This is a genomic window from Adlercreutzia sp. ZJ141 (assembly GCF_011038965.1).
GTDB lineage: Bacteria > Actinomycetota > Coriobacteriia > Coriobacteriales > Eggerthellaceae > ZJ141.
The window spans coordinates 22,584-39,468 of sequence record NZ_JAAKEB010000019.1 but is presented as its reverse complement, the minus strand read 5'-3'; the positions used below and the strand labels follow the sequence as shown (position 1 = coordinate 39,468).

The window sequence follows — 16,885 nt, the reverse complement described above, 5'->3', positions numbered from 1 at the left end:
CGATCTGGACCATCGCAGGCCCATCATAGGACAGGAAAGCCTTTTTCTGATTCTCATGTCAGCGGTACGGTTTAACCGTCTACCGCACCACAGGCATAGCCTGTGGGTTTCTCACATGGCGCTAAGCGCCTACGTAGGCAAAACGGCGAAGCAAGCAAAACTAAGCGTCATCTCATGCGTATGCCCCGGGCAAAACCCGGGGCATACGAGCTAAACAACCTGATTCCAACCTATGTCGGATTACACCAACAAGGAACTAGAGCAGGTTCTGAACGATCACAAAGAGCGGAGTGAACGTCAGCGAAACGATGGTCATCAGATTAATGAGGATGTTCATCGACGGGCCGGACGTATCCTTGAATGGGTCGCCCACGGTGTCACCCACAACAGCAGCCTTATGAGCCGAAGAGCCCTTACCACCATGGTAGCCCTGTTCAATGTACTTTTTCGCGTTATCCCACGCGCCACCGGCGTTGCTCATAAAGATTGCCATCAACATGCCTGTTGCCACGGCGCCAGCCAAAAAGCCGCCGAGCATAGCCGGGTTGAAGCAGCCGATAAGCACCGGAACCACGATAGCAAGAATACCCGGGGTCATCATTTCCTTCAGCGCAGAGCTAGTAGAAATTGCAACGCACTTGTCGTACTCGGGCTCGGCCTCGTATTCCATAATGCCCTTGATCTCGCGGAACTGGCGACGAACCTCTTCAACCATTGCATGAGCGGCGCGCGACACAGCACCCATGGTCAGCGCGGCAAACATAAACGGCATCATAGCGCCTAAGAAGATGCCCGCAACGATCATCGGGTCAGTGAGCGTTAGTTCGAAGCCCGGGATGGCGTGATGCATGGTCGCCTGATAGGAAACAAACAGCGAAATGGCAGACAAACCAGCAGAAGCAATGGCGAAGCCCTTCGCAATAGCGGCGGTGGTGTTACCCACAGCGTCCAGAGCGTCGGTACGGTCGCGAACTTCCTCGGGCAGGCCAGCCATCTCAGCAATGCCACCGGCGTTGTCGGCCACCGGACCATACGCGTCGACGCCGATGGTAATGGCGGTGTTGGACAGCATGCCAGTAGCAGCCAAGCCAACGCCAATAAGACCAGCAGCAATACCGCCTTCAGTCACCGAAACAGCACCTGCAAAGGCCATGTTGCCGAACGTGTACGCGCCGATAATGGCGAGCGAAACCAAGATAATAGGAGCGATGGTGGACAGCATGCCCGTGCCCAGGCCCTCGATGATGACGGTTGCGGCACCAGTTTCGGCAGCTTCAGCGATACCATGAACCGGCTTATACTTATCGGAGCAGAAGTACTCGGTAATCTTGCCAATAGCAAGGCCAGCCAGAAGACCGCACAGTACAGAACCGAACAGGAACAGCGGCTGAGCGTCGGTACCAGAGTTGTTCCACATGAGGAAGATACAGAAGATGATAACGATCTCAATGCCGGCAGCAACGTAAGTGCCGCGGTTGAGCGCTTTGTGCAGGGCAGCACCTTCCTTAGCACGCACGGCAGACAATCCAATGATGGAGGTAATGATGCCGCAAGCAGCGATGATCACCGGAGTCACAAGCGCCCACACAAGATCGATGCTATTGGTGAAGTAGCCCAGCGCGCCAAAGGTGGCAGCCAAGATGGTGGGAGCCAAAATAGAACCTGTATAGGATTCGAACAGGTCGGCACCCATGCCAGCCACATCACCCACGTTGTCACCTACGTTGTCGGCGATGGTAGCGGGGTTGCGGGGATCGTCTTCGGGAATGCCCGCCTCAACCTTGCCAACCAGGTCGGCACCGACGTCAGCGGCCTTGGTGTAAATACCGCCGCCAACACGGGCGAACAGAGCGACAGCAGAGGCGCCGGTGGCGAAGCCCTCAACCATGCCAATGTTGGTGTGCATCTTGGCAGCAATTTCGGCCGTAATATCAACACCAGTAGCAGCGCTAAATACGAGCAACACCAACCACAGCGACAGACCCAACAACGCGAACGACGCAACGCACAGGCCCATGGTCAAGCCCGACTTGAAGCTGATGTTCAACGCCTTGGCCACCGATTCCTCAGCGGCATGAGCCGTACGCGTGTTGGCGCGAGTTGCCACGTGCATGCCAACGTAGCCGGCAGCAGCGGACATGACGCCACCGGTAATGAATGCAGCAGCGGTCCACGGCGAAAGCGCCACAGCCATGATAATGGCGACAACCGCCATAAAAATAATGAGCAGCTTGTACTCGGCCATCAGGAACGCCTTGGCGCCCTGCTGGATTTTGAGCGAGATGCCGTTCATCTTGTCGGAACCGGGGTCCTGCTTTAAGACCCACGACCCGAGGTACGCAGCCACAGCAACGCCGATAAGAGCGCAAACCGGGGCCATCCAGGCGACTGACAACGTCACTTGAATCCTCCTTCTCGATCGGATACATAACCGGGTCATCTTTCCGTTAGGCATTCTGAACGGGAAAATGACCAACACGCCCATTTTAGGAGCATACAATCAGAATAGCTAGCTCTTTTTGCCTTCGCGCGCACCCCTTTTCCGCGAACGACATTGGAAAAACACTCACAGGAATACCCGCACAAGCTTTAAACCTTTTCAAAACCTTTTTTGAACCGTTCCTTAACAAAACATGCCTCAATAGGACGATTGGTTCCTTTTGGGTTACGCAGGCTTTGCAAAACCGGTACAATGATTACTTTACGGCAACGTCACCGACTCATGAGGTATGCGACATCGTGCCAGATAAAACAACGCTCGCCGAAACGGCCTGTCCTGCGCGCACCGTCGATGCGGCGTCTTGTGACGCCGCTGAACCGGGATGCGCCACCGACAGCCCAATTAAGCCGAGCCAGTGGTTTTCCCATCAGTGGAAGAAGGCTTGTACATGGTCGAAGGCGGCTTGCGCTGGCTTTGTTGCCGCAGCAGTTATTCTCGCGCTCGCCGCGCTGGCTGGTTTTTTGAACGTGCCAGTACCAGCAACTCTCGCAAGCTGCACATTGTTTGGTTTCCTGGGAGTGCTTTGCCTTACGCGAGATGCTCGAAGTGCAGCACCGCTTTCGCGATGGAAGCATTTTCGCCCCATTGCAGCAGTATTAGCAGTACCGATTGGGTTTTACCTGATCGAGCGGCCGTACAACGATAGATTTCCCTTCATGGAAGCTCAAGGCGTGCTGGTGAGCCTAGCTATTTTGGCGGTTGCGTTTACCGTCCTCTTCGTTCTCTTGCAGCGCTCGCGCGCTGCCATCGCATTGTTTTTGGGTTCATGCCTGTTCATTGGTATAGCAAATTACTTCGTCACGTTATTCAAAGGACAACCAATCCTACCTTCCGACGTTATGGCGTTCTCAACGGCACTTACGGTGAGCAGCGGGTATTCCTACACGCTCGGGTGGCCCCTACTCGAATCGATTTGCGTATTCGCCGCGTGCTTGGCGGCGCTGGCATACGTGCCGAAGGTTAAAGCGAGTTTCGGCGGCGCACTTGCGAGCGTACTGGTAGCAGCTAGCATTGTAGGCGGCGCGTATACCGCGTTCGAGCACCTTGATTTCGAAGAGGACTTTGGCGTGCAAATTGACGTCTGGAACGCAACAGACGCCTACCAGAGTAAAGGTTCAGCTGCATGCTTCATGAAGCAGATGCAGGATCTCGTTCCCAAGGCACCTGACGGCTACAGCCCTCCGAACGCCGACGCTCTTCTGACCCAGCAAAGCACTGCATTGTCAATCGAATCAGCGCCGGATAACACCGCACTAGCCCCCGCCCTCGCCTACGCCGATCAGCTTGAGCCAGACCTGGCAGCTAAGCAGGCGATGAGTCCCGCTGTAGCTACAGACGGCGCCGAGGTCACCGGAGTCGCCGGGGTAGCTGGAGAGGGAGCGCCTACGGTTATCGCCATCATGAATGAGTCGTTTTCCGACTTGTCATCGTTTCCAACACTCGAAGCATCCGAGGCAAAACCCGAACTATATTACCAGCTGGCACAAGGGGCCATAGAGAGCGGTTATACCTATGTGTCGGCCAAAGGTGGCGGCACCTGCAACAGCGAGTTCGAATTCCTTACCTGCTCAACCAATGGTTTTCTGGGTGCCGGTGCGTACCCGTACGTTCAGTATAACCTCGAAGGAACCGAAAGCCTGGTGTCGTATTTCTCGAACCTAGGCTACGCAACGCACGCCATCCATCCCAATGAGGCGACCAACTGGCGACGTGACCGTATCTACCAGCAGCTTGGCTTCGACAGTTTCACCAGCATTGAATCATTCGAAGGTGCCGAAACGCTACGTGACATGGTCGCCGACAAGGAAACCTACAACGTTATCCTCGAAATGCTTGAAGCGAACACGCAGCCCCAGTTCATCTTCGACGTGACCATGCAAAACCATGGCGGCTACGAAAAAGGTGTTCCTCATGATGTGAGCCTGAACGTGGATACTCCATCTGGCACAACCGCACCCGAACTCAGCGAATATGCAAGCGTTGTCAGGCAGTCGCAACTCGATTTGCTTGACTTCTTAGAAGCACTCGAGCTAACCGAGCGACCTATTGTGCTGTGCTTTTTCGGCGACCACCAACCAGGGTTCACCGAAGCTTTATGGGAAGAAACGCACGACGGCCAGCGAATTGGTAGTGCCGACCTCGAAACGCTGCAGGAATGCTGGAATACTCCATACATGATCTGGGCAAACGCGAGCGCACGCTCAAAGCTAGATCATCAGATCGAGCCGACCGACTTTGTTGAGCTGCAACGAACTCTCGGCAGAAACGCCGTGCAAGACAATGAGGAAGAAAGCAGCGAGGAATACGCTTTCGAAGACAGTGTCGATAACAACACCGAAGGCGAAGGCGATGAAACCAGCGAAAACACCAGTGAAGAAAGATCTGACGAGCCTTACGAACCAACACTTCCCGAAGGTGAGACGCATACCAACAGAATCAGTCTCAACTATCTTGGAGTGAGACTGCTAGGTGCGGCGGGGCTGCCGCTTACGCCGTATCAGAGCTGCCTCGCTGAAACCAGCCAGCTGATACCCGCGATCAACCTAAACGGATACCTGCTTGCCGACGGCACTTGGCATCGCTTCAACGGCGAAGGCAGCGAGAGCGAGTTTGCAGCCACTGCTGAAGAGCGACTGCAAAACCTGCGCATCTTACAATACGACAACCTGTTCAACAGGGGTCTTATTAGAAGCAACCTTTGGTACACGCTCCAGTAGCAGGCGTACTTCGTGTGCATCACACCTTTGCAGCCTTTACAGGCGATTGTTACAGACGAGATGCCTGGTCGACTACGTGTACGATGACGTTCTGGCTCTGTTGCGCCCCACCGCGAAACACGCCGGACTCGATAGCGCAATCCGAGAAGTCGCGGCCGCGCGACAGCGCAATGTACTCATCGGTCACCGCACGGTCATGTGTGGGATCAATACCGCGCCAATGGTCGCCATCGTGTACTTCCACCCACGCATGTGTAGCCCCTTCCCCCACAATCAGGCCGTTCACATAGCGCGCACAGATACCTTCCGCACGGCAGGCAGCAATAAGAATATGTGCGTAATCTTGACACACGCCGCATCCCAGCTCGAACGCCTCAGCAGCCGTCGTTGACACGTCGGTAGCGCCCGGCTTGTAAGATAGATGCTCGTACAAGGCATGAGATAGCTTCATCGCCTTATCCCACGCTGGCGCATTGCACGCCACCCGTAACGCATCGGCTGCGAAAGTGCGGATAGCCCCGCTTGTTGCCGCAAAACTCGAATCGCGAAGGAACATGGGATGCGCCGGTTCCGCCGAACAGTTCTCGGTGTCGACCACCACCATACCCGACGATATGAAGTTAAATTCGCTGTGAGGCTCAGCGATGCGACCTACCTGTAACAAATTGCCGAACCCGTCAACCTGCGCGGCAACGGTCGTATGCGGCGTGATGATAATTTGAGAGTCAAGCACCGTCTGCGAAGCACAGCTTTTCGGTAAGCAGCGCAGCACGAAGCTGTGCTCACTTACCGGATCGCTGAACTGCAGCGTCGTTTCGAAGGAGAACGAAAGTATCCGCACAAACCCTCCTTAGAAGATGCCCGCTATGTCAGCAAGCAAGTCACCCAAACGCTCGTAGGTCATATTCTCAGGAAACCCCTGATCAAACACACAGGCAATCACTCGCTTGAACGCGTCTTTGTTGTACGGTATACCAATACGGTCGATGCGGCCGGCCAACCGATGCGTTTCCTTCGGCAACCGGTCAAGCCGAAACGACAGGCGCGTATACAAGTCTAAGCGCTCAACGCTAATACCGCTCTTGATAATATTGCGCGCCGAATCATCGGCAATATAGTCATCAACGCAGCCCTTGAACGCCATAATGTAATCGAGCACCAGCTGCAGGTCGAGTAGCGGCGCGTCAGACACTTCGGCAGCGTCAACCGCATCGGCCGCCATCTGCACATAGGCGATGCTTTCCGTTCCTATTACGTCGCGCAGCAGCACAGCGTTGTCGTACGCTGCATTCATGGAGTACTTCAGCGATGACGCGTTGCTTAAATCGAACAAGCAGTTGTTGAAGAACGACAGCGGATCATCGTTGCTCGCATCAAAACCCAGCTCTTCGAGCTGACCTTTCCAGTTTCCCTCGAGCGAATCGAGTGCGGCATCATAGGTTGACAAGATGAACCGCAGTGTGGTGTAGCTGCGTTCGACGTAACGGCCCAACCACAGCAGGTGTTCAACCTTCTCTATCGACAAAGAACCCATGTGTCCTTGAACCCCCCTCCTTGGGACGAATTGACAACACTAGAACCCTCTTCGCGCGAGTAGCGCGTCAAGCCACTCGGCCACACGCTCGTCTTCTCGCCCGACAGCACAAATGCACGCAAGTCAGCCTTGCGCGGCACCATTTCCCCGCCGATATAGGTGGGCAGACATAGGAAGTCGATGACCTCCTGTGCAATAAACCGTCGCGGTTCGCGGCGGATGAGAGCCTTCAACTCTTCGAGCTTTTCCGGAGCGAGCGTCGAGCCGAACACCACTCCGTAGCCGCCCGCTTCCGCAACATCCTTGATGACCAGCGTATCGGCGTTGTCCATCACGTAGGCCATGTCGTCATCGTAGAACGGCAGATACGTTGACGCGTTCTTGAGCAGAGGCTTCTCGCCCAAGTAGTACTCGACCATCTTCGGCACGAAGTAGTAGATGCCTTTGTCGTCGGCCGCGCCGTTACCGGGCGCGTTCACAATAGCCACGTTGCCTGCACGGTAGGCGCTCATGATGTTGGGAACACCGATCAGGCTTTCCGGTAAGAAACACAACGGATCAAGGTATTCATCCGACAAGCGGCGATACACCGCACCCACTTTGCGGTTTGCCGTAGCATCACGGAAATAGAGCGTTTCGTTATCGACAAACAGCTCGCTCGGCTCGGCCAGCACCGCACCTGCATGTTCGGCCAGATACGAATGCTCGAAATATGCTGCATTGAAACGGCCCGGTGTGAGCACCACGTTGATGCCACCGCAGTTCACGTTATCCATTACGGCACGCAGGCGCTCGCCGTAGTCGCGGTTGTCGCGGATGGCCGATCCGCGGAACGTCTCGGCATCACATCGGCGACACAAATTGCGCGCGACCAGCGGATACGATGCGCCCGACGGTATGCGCAGATTGTCTTCAAGCACGTACCATTCCCCATCGTCGCCCTCAACCAGGTCGATGCCGGAAATATGACTGTAAATACCCTTTGGTGGCACAATGCCCTCGCACTGTGGCAAATACCCGCTCGACGCAAACGCGAAATCCTGCGGAACCACCCCGTCGGCGATGATCTGCTTATCACCGTACAAGTCGCGCAGGTAGGCGTTCAGCGCATCAACGCGCTGGATAAGCCCGCGCTCGAGCACATCCCACGCTTCGGCAGAAATGATGCGGGGAACGGCGTCGAAGGGAAACAGGCGCTCCGAGAACACGTTGTCCTTATAGATGCCGAACTTCACCCCGTATCGAGCAAGCTGCTGGTTGATTTTGGGAGTATGTCTGACCAGATTCTCGTACATAGGCGCATCCTTCACGTGGTCGCACCCGAGCACACTCACACTCCGAAAGCAGCGGGCATCGAAAACGCCAGCCTCTCCCGCACAGGATGAACCCGTCCTTAGCAAGACGTCCCAGGCACGTATGACAATGTGAGAGACGCTGCGCACCACACGCCGCGCGAACAACGCAGCAAAGGCAGCGCACAAGCAACGCCAAAAGCGGCGAAACGTCTCAAGAAGCCATTATGATGCATGTTCGACACCAATATAAGTGCAGATTGCATATCAGACCGATTTCTCACGTTTCTCAGGTCACGATAGTTGATAGATAAATGGTGACCGACAACTAAAGTGCCTGAAACCACGCCATCGAAGCTCTGGAAATTCGGCACCGTAGAATTGTCAATCTAGAAGCAAGCACGTTACGCAGATTATAATGGGAAGGACACATTGCGGAGGAAGGGAGCAAAACAACTGTGAGTTCCTTGAACGACAGAAAAGCCGACTATATGGTAATTGTTGTGAATGAGTACGCCCTTTCTTCAGGCTTAACACCGAAAGAAGCTTTTCTTGCGCTGCGCGATTGTGGCGGCATTTCCCTTCTAGAGGATCAGTACGAAATAGAGCATACACTTCCCTTATCCTCAACAATAGACGCTCTTACAGCCCTCGTTTCCCGTCACAAGGCGGCTACACTATGATTCTTTACCATGGCTCGAATACCGAAATCGAAAGTTCATCGACCTTTCATCTGCAGAATGCAATATGGACTCAAAATACGATATCGTTTATGGGCCAGTAGGAAATGACGACATCACGGTATTGCTGCGACAATACACCCGTGGATACGTAGACGCTACCAGCTTACGGAATGGCTTGGCATTCAAGAAAGCATCTGACCAGTATTCATTTCATACCGAAAGGGCAATTAAGCTGCTGCGAAAGGTGGGTGTCTGGATTGTCTCCTAGCATTGAACAACTGATTGAGTTCAACGTTCAGGACGTAGTGAAGATCATCGCCGAAGAAAAATCATGCAGCGTTGAACAGGCTATGAATGAGTTCTATCTTTCAAAAGTTTACGACGGTCTGGTTGATCCGGAAACCGGTTTATATCTCCAGAGTCCTGCCTATCTTTACGAACTTCTCTTAGAAACACAGGGCGATTAGACCACTTTAGACTACATAACTCCACAATTCGTTCGCAAAACGTAAAGCAGGTCAGAAGATTTACTCTTCTGACCTGCTGTTTTAGCTGGTCGGGTTGACAGGATTTGAACCTGCGGCCCCTTGACCCCCAGTCAAGTGCGCTACCAAACTGCGCCACAACCCGAAACGCGCCTTGTTCAAACGCAAGTCGGTATACTACCCAGAACATGCTACTTTGGCAAGCGATTTGAAGAAAAATCTGCAAATCGCACGTCAACGCCACACGTGCAGCATGTGTGGCGTGCGTAGGATATGCAGCACGACACATACGCAGCGAACGCGATGTACCATTTCGCACGCCACCCACCCGTGAAGCATACGCACGAACGAACTCGCATCACACCACGTAGGCAAGCGCGCTACGGAAGCAACGATACGGCTCGATCGAGGATAACATCTGCTAGGCGGTCCTTCGACATAAGCGGCAGCTGTTCGGCGCCATGTGCGTCAACCAACCACGCCTGATTACTGTCGGCACCAAACACCTTACCTTCGCCCACTTCGTTCGCCACAATAAGGTCAGCCCCTTTCGAAGCCAGCTTACCCTTGGCGTACGCCACCACGTCGTCGGTTTCGGCGGCAAATCCAACAACCACTCGCCTTCCTTTTGAAGCGGCACACGTGGCAAGGATGTCGGGGTTGCGCACAAGTTCAATACACGAGAGCGCGCTGTCAGACTCCCCTTTCTTCAACTTATGTGCTGCGGTCTGCTTCGGACGCATGTCGGCAACCGCCGCAGCGAACACGCCTAGGTCGGCTACAGCAAACGCCTCTTCGGCCGCGGCAAGCATCTCGCACGCCGTGCGCACCTGAACTACCCGCACGCCTTCCGGCTTTGGTAGCGATACTGGCCCCGACACGAGCGTTACACGTGCTCCCCGCACGGCAGCAGCGCGGGCAAGCGCGTAACCCATCTTTCCCGACGAATGGTTCGAAAGGTACCGCACCGGATCTATTGGCTCCACCGTCGGGCCAGCAGTCACCATAACCTGTCGTCCTTCGAGATCGCGACGAATACCCAGCTCGGCCAGTACAACCGACACGATGTCGCTCACGTCAGCCAAGCGTCCACGACCTACATCGCCACACGCGAGATAACCGCTTCCCGCCTCGATAATGCGCACGCCACGCGCTTCGAGCTTGCCCATGTTGTAGATGGTTGCAGGATTCTCGTACATGTGCACGTTCATGGCCGGAGCAATAACGAGCGGCGCTGTTGTGGAAAGTGCGGTCGTGGTCAGCAGATCATCAGCAATGCCGTTTGCCACCTTGGCCAGCACGTTCGCCGTACACGGCGCAATGAGAAACAAATCGGCTTCCTGAGCAAGCGAAATGTGATGAATCGGATCGGAGGGATTGTCGAACAGCCCCACAGCAACCGGCTCATGCGTGAGCGAGCGAAACGTCAGCGGACCAACGAATTGGGTGGCATGCTCGGTCATGACCACCTTGCAGCGCACACCGGCCTTCTGTAAGCCGCGCACAATCTCGCACGTCTTGTATGCCGCAATGCATCCCGTCACTCCAATGAGCACCGTTTTCTGTTCCATGCTTTTTATCCTTCCCCAACATCACTAAGACAACCGTCACTGTCTCGAAGAGTGTCAAAGGGCTCACCCGCGTTGACCCAATACATCCCTTCGACACAATGCTCGCTACCTCATATACGGTTCAAGTACACTCATCAGCACCTGCACGTGCGCCTTACTCCTATTCAGACAAGGGACGTACGTGAACTTGGTTGAATCAGGCTCGCGTCCCGCCTTCCGCACCATGTCGAAGTAGTACGGCTTCAAATCGTGATCGATGTCGTACAGCGTTTCAAGGCAATCAACAGCGAAGTTGGGACACACGCAAAAAATGCGCGGCCCATCAACCTGCGACCAACGCGCGAGCACGTCGCGCGTGAACGGCGCAAGCCACTGCCTACTTTTGTCGAACCGACATTGATAACCAATGGTCCAACGACGGCGTTCGATACCTAACTCGCTTGCGATCTGAAGACTCGTTGCGCTCGTTTGCAGCTCGTACGTGTCACCGTTTTCGATATCAATCATCGGAATGGAATGAAACGAAAACAGCAACCGATCGTCAGATTCGGGATTGAAACCAGCGTTGCGAATCGAAGCGGCAATAGCCCTGATGTATGTGCCATTGTCGTGGTAATTGTCTATGACGTCGTGTTCCACCTGCCAGCGCGCCTTTCGCAATCCCCGCTTCACGCCATCGCGCACCGCACCGCACGTGGAGTGCGCACTTTGCGGATACAGAGGCAACACCACGAGCTGATTACAACCCAGGCGTTTCATCTCACGAAGTGCGCGGGGAATAGTTGGCTCACTATAGCTCATTGCACAACGTACCACTGCATCGTGCCCAGCGGCATCAAGTGCTGCCTGAAGCCCTACTTCAATCTTCTCATGGGTGGTTGCGAAGAAGAAACCTTCATCGCTCCAAATAGCGCGGTACTTTTCCGCCGATACGCGACCCCGCTTGGGCAAAATGAAGAAATGGAGAATGAACCACCAGACAACTGCGTTCATGGGCCTAATACGCTTATCCATCAGGAACTTCGCCAGATACCGACGTACTGACCGCGGCTCGGGAGCCGATGGCGTGCCGGTGTTCACCAGCAGCACTCCGCATCGTTTCTGGGAATCAGCCATGCTTTCTACCCTTCCTCATTTCGCAGCCCACTACCGTGCATCTCGCTACCGTGTCATCGCGCCCGTACCAACATGCCTACCCAACGTGCGCAGTTTACGTGCCAGATCGTATCTCGTCCATCGCCGCAATGGCACTCAAGCTCGGGGCGGGCGCTGCGTCCAACTCGTCAAACACTTCTGCACCCGCAGCCGTTCTACCGCAACTTCTGTCAGCAAGGCCGTCGAACGCCTGCTGCAAGTCGTCGGGTAACCGATCGGCGAAGGCGAGACGCTCTCCCGTCATCGGATGATCGAATCCTAGCTTAAACGAATGCAGAAACTGACGGTAAAGCCCCAGCCCTGCAGCGGGATTACCAGGAGCACAGGCCGTATACACCGGATCACCCACCAGCGGATGCTTCGTGTATTCCATGTGCACACGGATCTGATGCGTGCGCCCAGTAAACAGTTTGCAGTCAATCAGCGTATACCCGTCGTCTTTCCCTTTGGGATCAAAACGCTCGAGCACGCGAAACGTTGTCACGGCATCGCGCGCCGACGGCACGTCACGCACAGCCATGCGCAACCGATCGCGATCGGAACGCGCGATCGGCGCATCAATCATGCCAGTATCAGCAGCGATAACGCCATGCACGAGCGCAAGATAGCGCCGGTCAACTGCCCGGTCGCGGATGTCAGCCATAAGCGCATAGCCAGTCGCATCGTCTTTCGCGGCCAGCATAAGCCCCGTCGTATCCCGATCAAGCCGGTGAACGATACCCAGCCGGTCGTCGTCCCCTTGCACGTTACATAGGTGTTCGAACCCGCAATGGTAAACAAGCGCGTTTACCAACGTGCCACCGAAATGGTCGACAGAAGGATGGCACACCAAACCGGCTTGCTTCGACAACACCAGCAGATGGTCGTCTTCGAACCTGATGTCAAGCGGGATGCGCTCACCTTCCACCACACCTGCGAGCACTTCGCAATCAAGCTCATACACAACGACATCACCTGCGCGCACGAGGTGTTTCTTGGCAACCTCAGCACCGTTGACAAGAACCCGACCCCCCTCAACAGCTTTCGCCGCAGCACTGCGACTGGAATATGCCCCAACAGCAGAAAGTAGGGAGTCCAAGCGATCGCCCGCCTGCTCGCGCCGCACGGTATGACTCTTGTAATGCGTCACGAGCGTTCCTCGTCGCGCGCCGACGAAGCGCGCTCAGCAATAAAAAAGCCAACGAAGAGCAGCGCAAAACCACACGTCACACCAATGTCAGCAATATTGAACACCGGAAAATCGATAAACGTCGCGTTAATGAAATCAACCACGTAAGCTTGCGAGAAACGGTCGATCGCATTACCCACGCCACCCGCGAACACCAGCGCCAACCCTACGGTGCATACCGAATTGAGCGGCGGATCAACCAACAACAAAAACGCAATCAGCATCGCACAAACAACCACGGACAACACACCCAGGGCAAACGTTGAATCGCCAAACATACCCCATGCTGCACCTGTGTTGTGCACCAAACGGAACTCAAAGAGCCCCAAATACGGGCCACCGATGAGTTCCCCCACTTCAAACGTGTTAAAAAACGCTTTTGTTAGCATGTCGAAAGCAAGCCACACAATGGCAACAAAAGAGAACACTACCACGCTGCGCCCACGAGCGCCGTGCAATAGCCCGCGTGGTGAAGCGGCAGCTATCTTTGAAGCCGCGCCCGAAACTGCGGATTCCGCAGACGCCACCGGGCTTTCCGAAGACGCGGAATTCCCCAAAACCTCAGTTTTTTCCGAAGAGGACACCGGCTCACACGCCGGCGAGGACACGCCTTTCCGCACGTCCTCGCTCAGCGCGTCGTTTGTCATTCGCTCGTTCATTCCGCCGAGCAGCTCATTGCGTCAAGAGCGTTTCCACAGCGCTCACACACGTCGGGATGCGCAGCATTGCCGCCGAGTGTACGGTAGTTCCAGCAACGCGGACACTTCTCTCCTTCTGCAGGCATCACTGTGGCGGACAGCTCATCGGCTTCCTCAAGCTGAACACCGGAAACAATGAACAGCTCTTCGAGTACAGCTTCATCAAACGCGCGCAGCGAATCGAGCACATGAGCAGGGGCGGACACCTTGATAGCAGCTTCTTGACTCTTGTTTACCGTCTTGGCAGTACGCGCGTCCTCAAGCGCTTTGGTCACCACGTCGCGTACGGCCATAGCCGGCTCGAACGCCGCAAGCGCCGCCGCACCGCCGTCGGCAGGAAGCGCCGGAGTGAAATCGCTCACCTTGGGCCATCCGGCCAGCTGCACGTTGCACACGTGGGAATCGAGCGCGCGAATAGCCGGCGGGAAGTGCTCCCACACCTCGTCGCAGGTAAACGACAGGATAGGCGACAGCACACGCACCAGTACCTCAAGCACGTTCATAAGCACGGTCTGTACCGCACGGCGACGCGGAGATGCAGGAGCCTCGGAGTACAGACGATCCTTCGTAACATCCATGTACACGGCGGACAAGTCGTTCACAAAATCGTAGGTAGCGCGGTACACCGCGTTGAAGCGCAATGCGGCGTAGGCATCTTCCACCTCGCGCAAAAGTCCGGCGGTTTTAGCCATGACGTAGCGGTCGATGGGCTCCAGATCGTCCCAGGTAACCTCCGCCATGATACTGTTATCGTAGTCGTTTAAGTTCCCCAACAGGAAGCGGAAGGTGTTGCGGAAGCGACGGTAAGCGTCTGATACCTGCTTCAAAATGCCGTCGGAGATGGACACATCCTGTGAATAGTCAACGCTTGCCACCCACAGGCGCAGCACGTCGGCACCGTACTTGCCTACGATGTCAGCCGGATCGATGCCGTTGCCAAGCGATTTCGACATCTTTCTGCCTTGCTCGTCAACGGTGAACCCGCAGTGCATGACGCTTTGGTAGGGCGGCACCCCGTAGGCCCCCACGCTCGTGAGCAGCGACGACTGGAACCAACCGCGATGCTGGTCGGAGCCTTCTAGGTACAGCTCGGTCGGGAAGTGCATGCCCTCACTGGCGCGATGGCGACACACGCTGGTATGCGACACACCTGATTCCCACCACACGTCCAAGATGTCTTTCTCGGGCAGCACCTCAGTGCAGCCGCACACCTCACAAACTGTGTCAGCCGGCAGATACTCGGCGGGCTTGCGCGTAAACCACGCGTCGGCACCCTCGCGATAGAACAGGTCAATCACCGCGTCGAACGTGGCTTCGGTTGCCACCGTGCTGCCGCATTTCGCACACTTAAACACGGGGATAGGCACACCCCACGAGCGCTGGCGACTGATGCACCAGTCGGGACGCTCAGCCACCATCGAGCCAATGCGGTTTTTCGCCCACGCGGGTACCCAGGTAACCTGGTTGTCAATGGCGTCGAGCGCCTTCGCGCGTAGGTCGTTTTCATCCATAGACACGAACCACTGGTCGGTAGCACGGAAGATGACCGGCTCGTGGCAGCGCCAGCAATGCGGGTAGCTATGCTCGATCTTACGCTCGGCGACCAGCGTGCCTTCTTCACGCAACCATTCGATGATCTTCGGGTTTGCGTCATCCACGTTCATTCCGGCGAACTGACCGCCCTCATCGGTGAAGCAGCCGTTGTCATCAACAGGCATGAGAATGGGAATGCCGAACTCAAGCCCCACCAGATAGTCGTCCTGACCATGACCCGGCGCAGTGTGAACACAACCGGTGCCCGTGTCAAGCGTTACATGATCGCCGTAGATAATCGTGCCCTTCAGGTCGCGACGCACCGGGCACGTATACGTCATGCCGCAGAACTCGCGTCCCTTCAACACCACTGGCTCGCCTGCAGCATCCGACACAAGCGAGAAGCCCTGCCAGCCGGCGATCTCGGCAACCGATGTCACCAAATCGTGCGCCATGATCATGTTGACGCCATCCACCTGCACCATCACGTAGTCGGCATCGGGAGCAAGCGACACCGCGGCGTTCGCAGGCAACGTCCAGGGCGTAGTGGTCCAGATGAGCACCCATGCCTCGCCCGTAACACCGGCGGCTTCGTAGACGCTGGGCATGGTATCCATCTTAAAGCGAACGAAGATAGACGGCGAAACCTCGTCGCCGTACTCAATTTCCGCCTCGGCAAGTGCGGTATGGCAGCGCTTACACCAGTGGATGGGCTTGCGGCCGCGATATACCGAGCCGTTTAGATACATGGTCTTGAAAATCTCGACGTTTCCGGCCTCGTAATTCGGGAGAAACGTCAGATAGGGATGTTCCCAATCGGCGTTTACGCCCAAGCGCTTGAACCCCTCGCGTTGCACGCCCACGTACTTCTCGGCCCATTCACGGCAGAGACGACGCAACTCGGGCTGACTAGTAGCAGCCATCTTATCAGGGCCTAAGGTCTTTTCGACCATGTGCTCAATGGGCTGACCATGGCAGTCCCAACCGGGAATGTAGGGCGTGAAATAACCGCGTTGTGCGTGGCTTTTGTTCACGAAGTCCTTCAGAATCTTGTTGAAGGCGTGGCCGATATGTATTGGCCCGTTCGCGTACGGGGGGCCGTCATGCAAGACGAAGGGCTCGCCGTCCTTGTTCTTCTCGAGCACGCGCTCGTAAATACGCTCGTTTTCCCATTTCTCCAGGCGTTTCGGCTCGTTTTCGGGCAGATTCGCTCGCATGGGGAAATCGGTTTCGGGCAAGTTCATGGTTCCTTTGTAGCTGTTCGCCATGGTTTCGCCGCACCTTCCAATTCACTCACGTACGCACCATTGCGCACGGTTTCATCCAAACTTGGACAGTATAGGCGATACCGCGTGCACCACGCTTTTCGGATGCTCGATTCCAGAATTGCTGCATAGGAGAAGCGCGCAGGCCGACACGGGCCAGCACGAGCCGACACGAGCCGACACGAGGGAAACTGCAAAAGAGCCGCTTATCTTCGCCTAGCCATTGATGCCGTTTGGCAGCAGCAGCGCCTTCGACAGCACCAGCAGCGCGGCTACGGCAACCA

12 protein-coding genes, 1 tRNA gene and 1 pseudogene are annotated in these 16,885 nt (G+C 55.7%); 4 read left to right on the top strand and 10 right to left on the bottom strand.

What is annotated here, in order from left to right; all coding sequences use genetic code 11:
- Window positions 1–256: 256 nt before the first annotated feature.
- Window positions 257–2,380 (bottom strand): sodium-translocating pyrophosphatase, encoded by a 2,124-nt coding sequence (locus G7Y44_RS08790; RefSeq protein WP_206214451.1) that lies wholly within the window; start codon window positions 2,378–2,380, stop codon window positions 257–259.
- 359 nt (window positions 2,381–2,739) lie between these two features.
- Between G7Y44_RS08790 and G7Y44_RS08785 the strand changes: the two genes are divergently transcribed.
- Complete coding sequence (locus G7Y44_RS08785) at window positions 2,740–5,217, top strand: LTA synthase family protein (RefSeq protein WP_165249154.1); 2,478 nt, start codon at window positions 2,740–2,742, stop codon at window positions 5,215–5,217.
- Between the two features lie 49 nt (window positions 5,218–5,266).
- Here G7Y44_RS08785 and G7Y44_RS08780 read toward each other — a convergent pair whose 3' ends face one another.
- Genes G7Y44_RS08780 through G7Y44_RS08770 form a run of 3 tightly spaced genes read right to left on the bottom strand, consistent with a single transcriptional unit; the run spans window position 5,267 to window position 8,046 of the window.
- Complete coding sequence (locus G7Y44_RS08780) at window positions 5,267–6,058, bottom strand: transglutaminase family protein (protein ID WP_165249152.1); 792 nt, start codon at window positions 6,056–6,058, stop codon at window positions 5,267–5,269.
- A 9-nt stretch (window positions 6,059–6,067) separates the two neighbouring features.
- The gene (locus G7Y44_RS08775) at window positions 6,068–6,751 is read right to left on the bottom strand and encodes an alpha-E domain-containing protein (protein WP_165046001.1); all 684 of its coding nucleotides are present in this window, start codon (window positions 6,749–6,751) and stop codon (window positions 6,068–6,070) included.
- Entirely contained in the window at window positions 6,733–8,046 is a 1,314-nt protein-coding gene (locus G7Y44_RS08770) for a circularly permuted type 2 ATP-grasp protein (protein ID WP_165249150.1), read from the bottom strand. Before G7Y44_RS08770 ends, G7Y44_RS08775 begins: the two co-directional genes overlap by 19 nt.
- A gap of 488 nt (window positions 8,047–8,534) precedes the next feature.
- Here G7Y44_RS08770 and G7Y44_RS10595 point away from each other — a divergent pair, with 488 nt between their 5' ends.
- From G7Y44_RS10595 to G7Y44_RS08755, 3 genes and pseudogenes are all read left to right on the top strand, one after another.
- Window positions 8,535–8,726, top strand: coding sequence for a DUF3791 domain-containing protein (locus tag G7Y44_RS10595; RefSeq protein WP_371807471.1), 192 nt, complete (start codon window positions 8,535–8,537; stop codon window positions 8,724–8,726).
- A 13-nt stretch (window positions 8,727–8,739) separates the two neighbouring features.
- Window positions 8,740–8,994, top strand: a pseudogene (locus G7Y44_RS10590) (DUF3990 domain-containing protein); the annotation flags it as partial.
- Window positions 8,984–9,193, top strand: a complete 210-nt coding sequence (locus G7Y44_RS08755) for a hypothetical protein (RefSeq protein WP_206214448.1) — start codon at window positions 8,984–8,986, stop codon at window positions 9,191–9,193. The pseudogene G7Y44_RS10590 and the gene G7Y44_RS08755, both read left to right, overlap by 11 nt.
- 86 nt (window positions 9,194–9,279) lie before the next feature.
- Here the strand turns inward: G7Y44_RS08755 and G7Y44_RS08750 are convergent.
- From G7Y44_RS08750 to ileS, 6 genes are all read right to left on the bottom strand, one after another.
- Window positions 9,280–9,356: transfer RNA gene (locus G7Y44_RS08750), tRNA-Pro, on the bottom strand.
- 235 nt (window positions 9,357–9,591) lie between these two features.
- Window positions 9,592–10,782 carry a bifunctional phosphopantothenoylcysteine decarboxylase/phosphopantothenate--cysteine ligase CoaBC gene (coaBC, locus tag G7Y44_RS08745; RefSeq protein ID WP_206214447.1) on the bottom strand — a complete coding sequence of 397 codons (1,191 nt, stop codon included), beginning with the start codon at window positions 10,780–10,782 and terminating at the stop codon, window positions 9,592–9,594.
- A gap of 105 nt (window positions 10,783–10,887) precedes the next feature.
- Window positions 10,888–11,898, bottom strand: a complete 1,011-nt coding sequence (hemH, locus tag G7Y44_RS08740; protein WP_165249146.1) for a ferrochelatase — start codon at window positions 11,896–11,898, stop codon at window positions 10,888–10,890.
- Between the two features lie 94 nt (window positions 11,899–11,992).
- Window positions 11,993–13,066: an RluA family pseudouridine synthase gene (locus G7Y44_RS08735; protein ID WP_165249144.1), complete on the bottom strand. Its 1,074-nt coding sequence runs from the start codon at window positions 13,064–13,066 to the stop codon at window positions 11,993–11,995.
- Complete coding sequence (gene lspA, locus G7Y44_RS08730; protein WP_165249142.1) at window positions 13,063–13,752, bottom strand: signal peptidase II; 690 nt, start codon at window positions 13,750–13,752, stop codon at window positions 13,063–13,065. Before lspA ends, G7Y44_RS08735 begins: the two co-directional genes overlap by 4 nt.
- Before the next feature lie 8 nt (window positions 13,753–13,760).
- Entirely contained in the window at window positions 13,761–16,604 is a 2,844-nt protein-coding gene (gene ileS / locus G7Y44_RS08725) for an isoleucine--tRNA ligase (protein WP_165249140.1), read from the bottom strand.
- Window positions 16,605–16,885 lie beyond the last annotated feature (281 nt).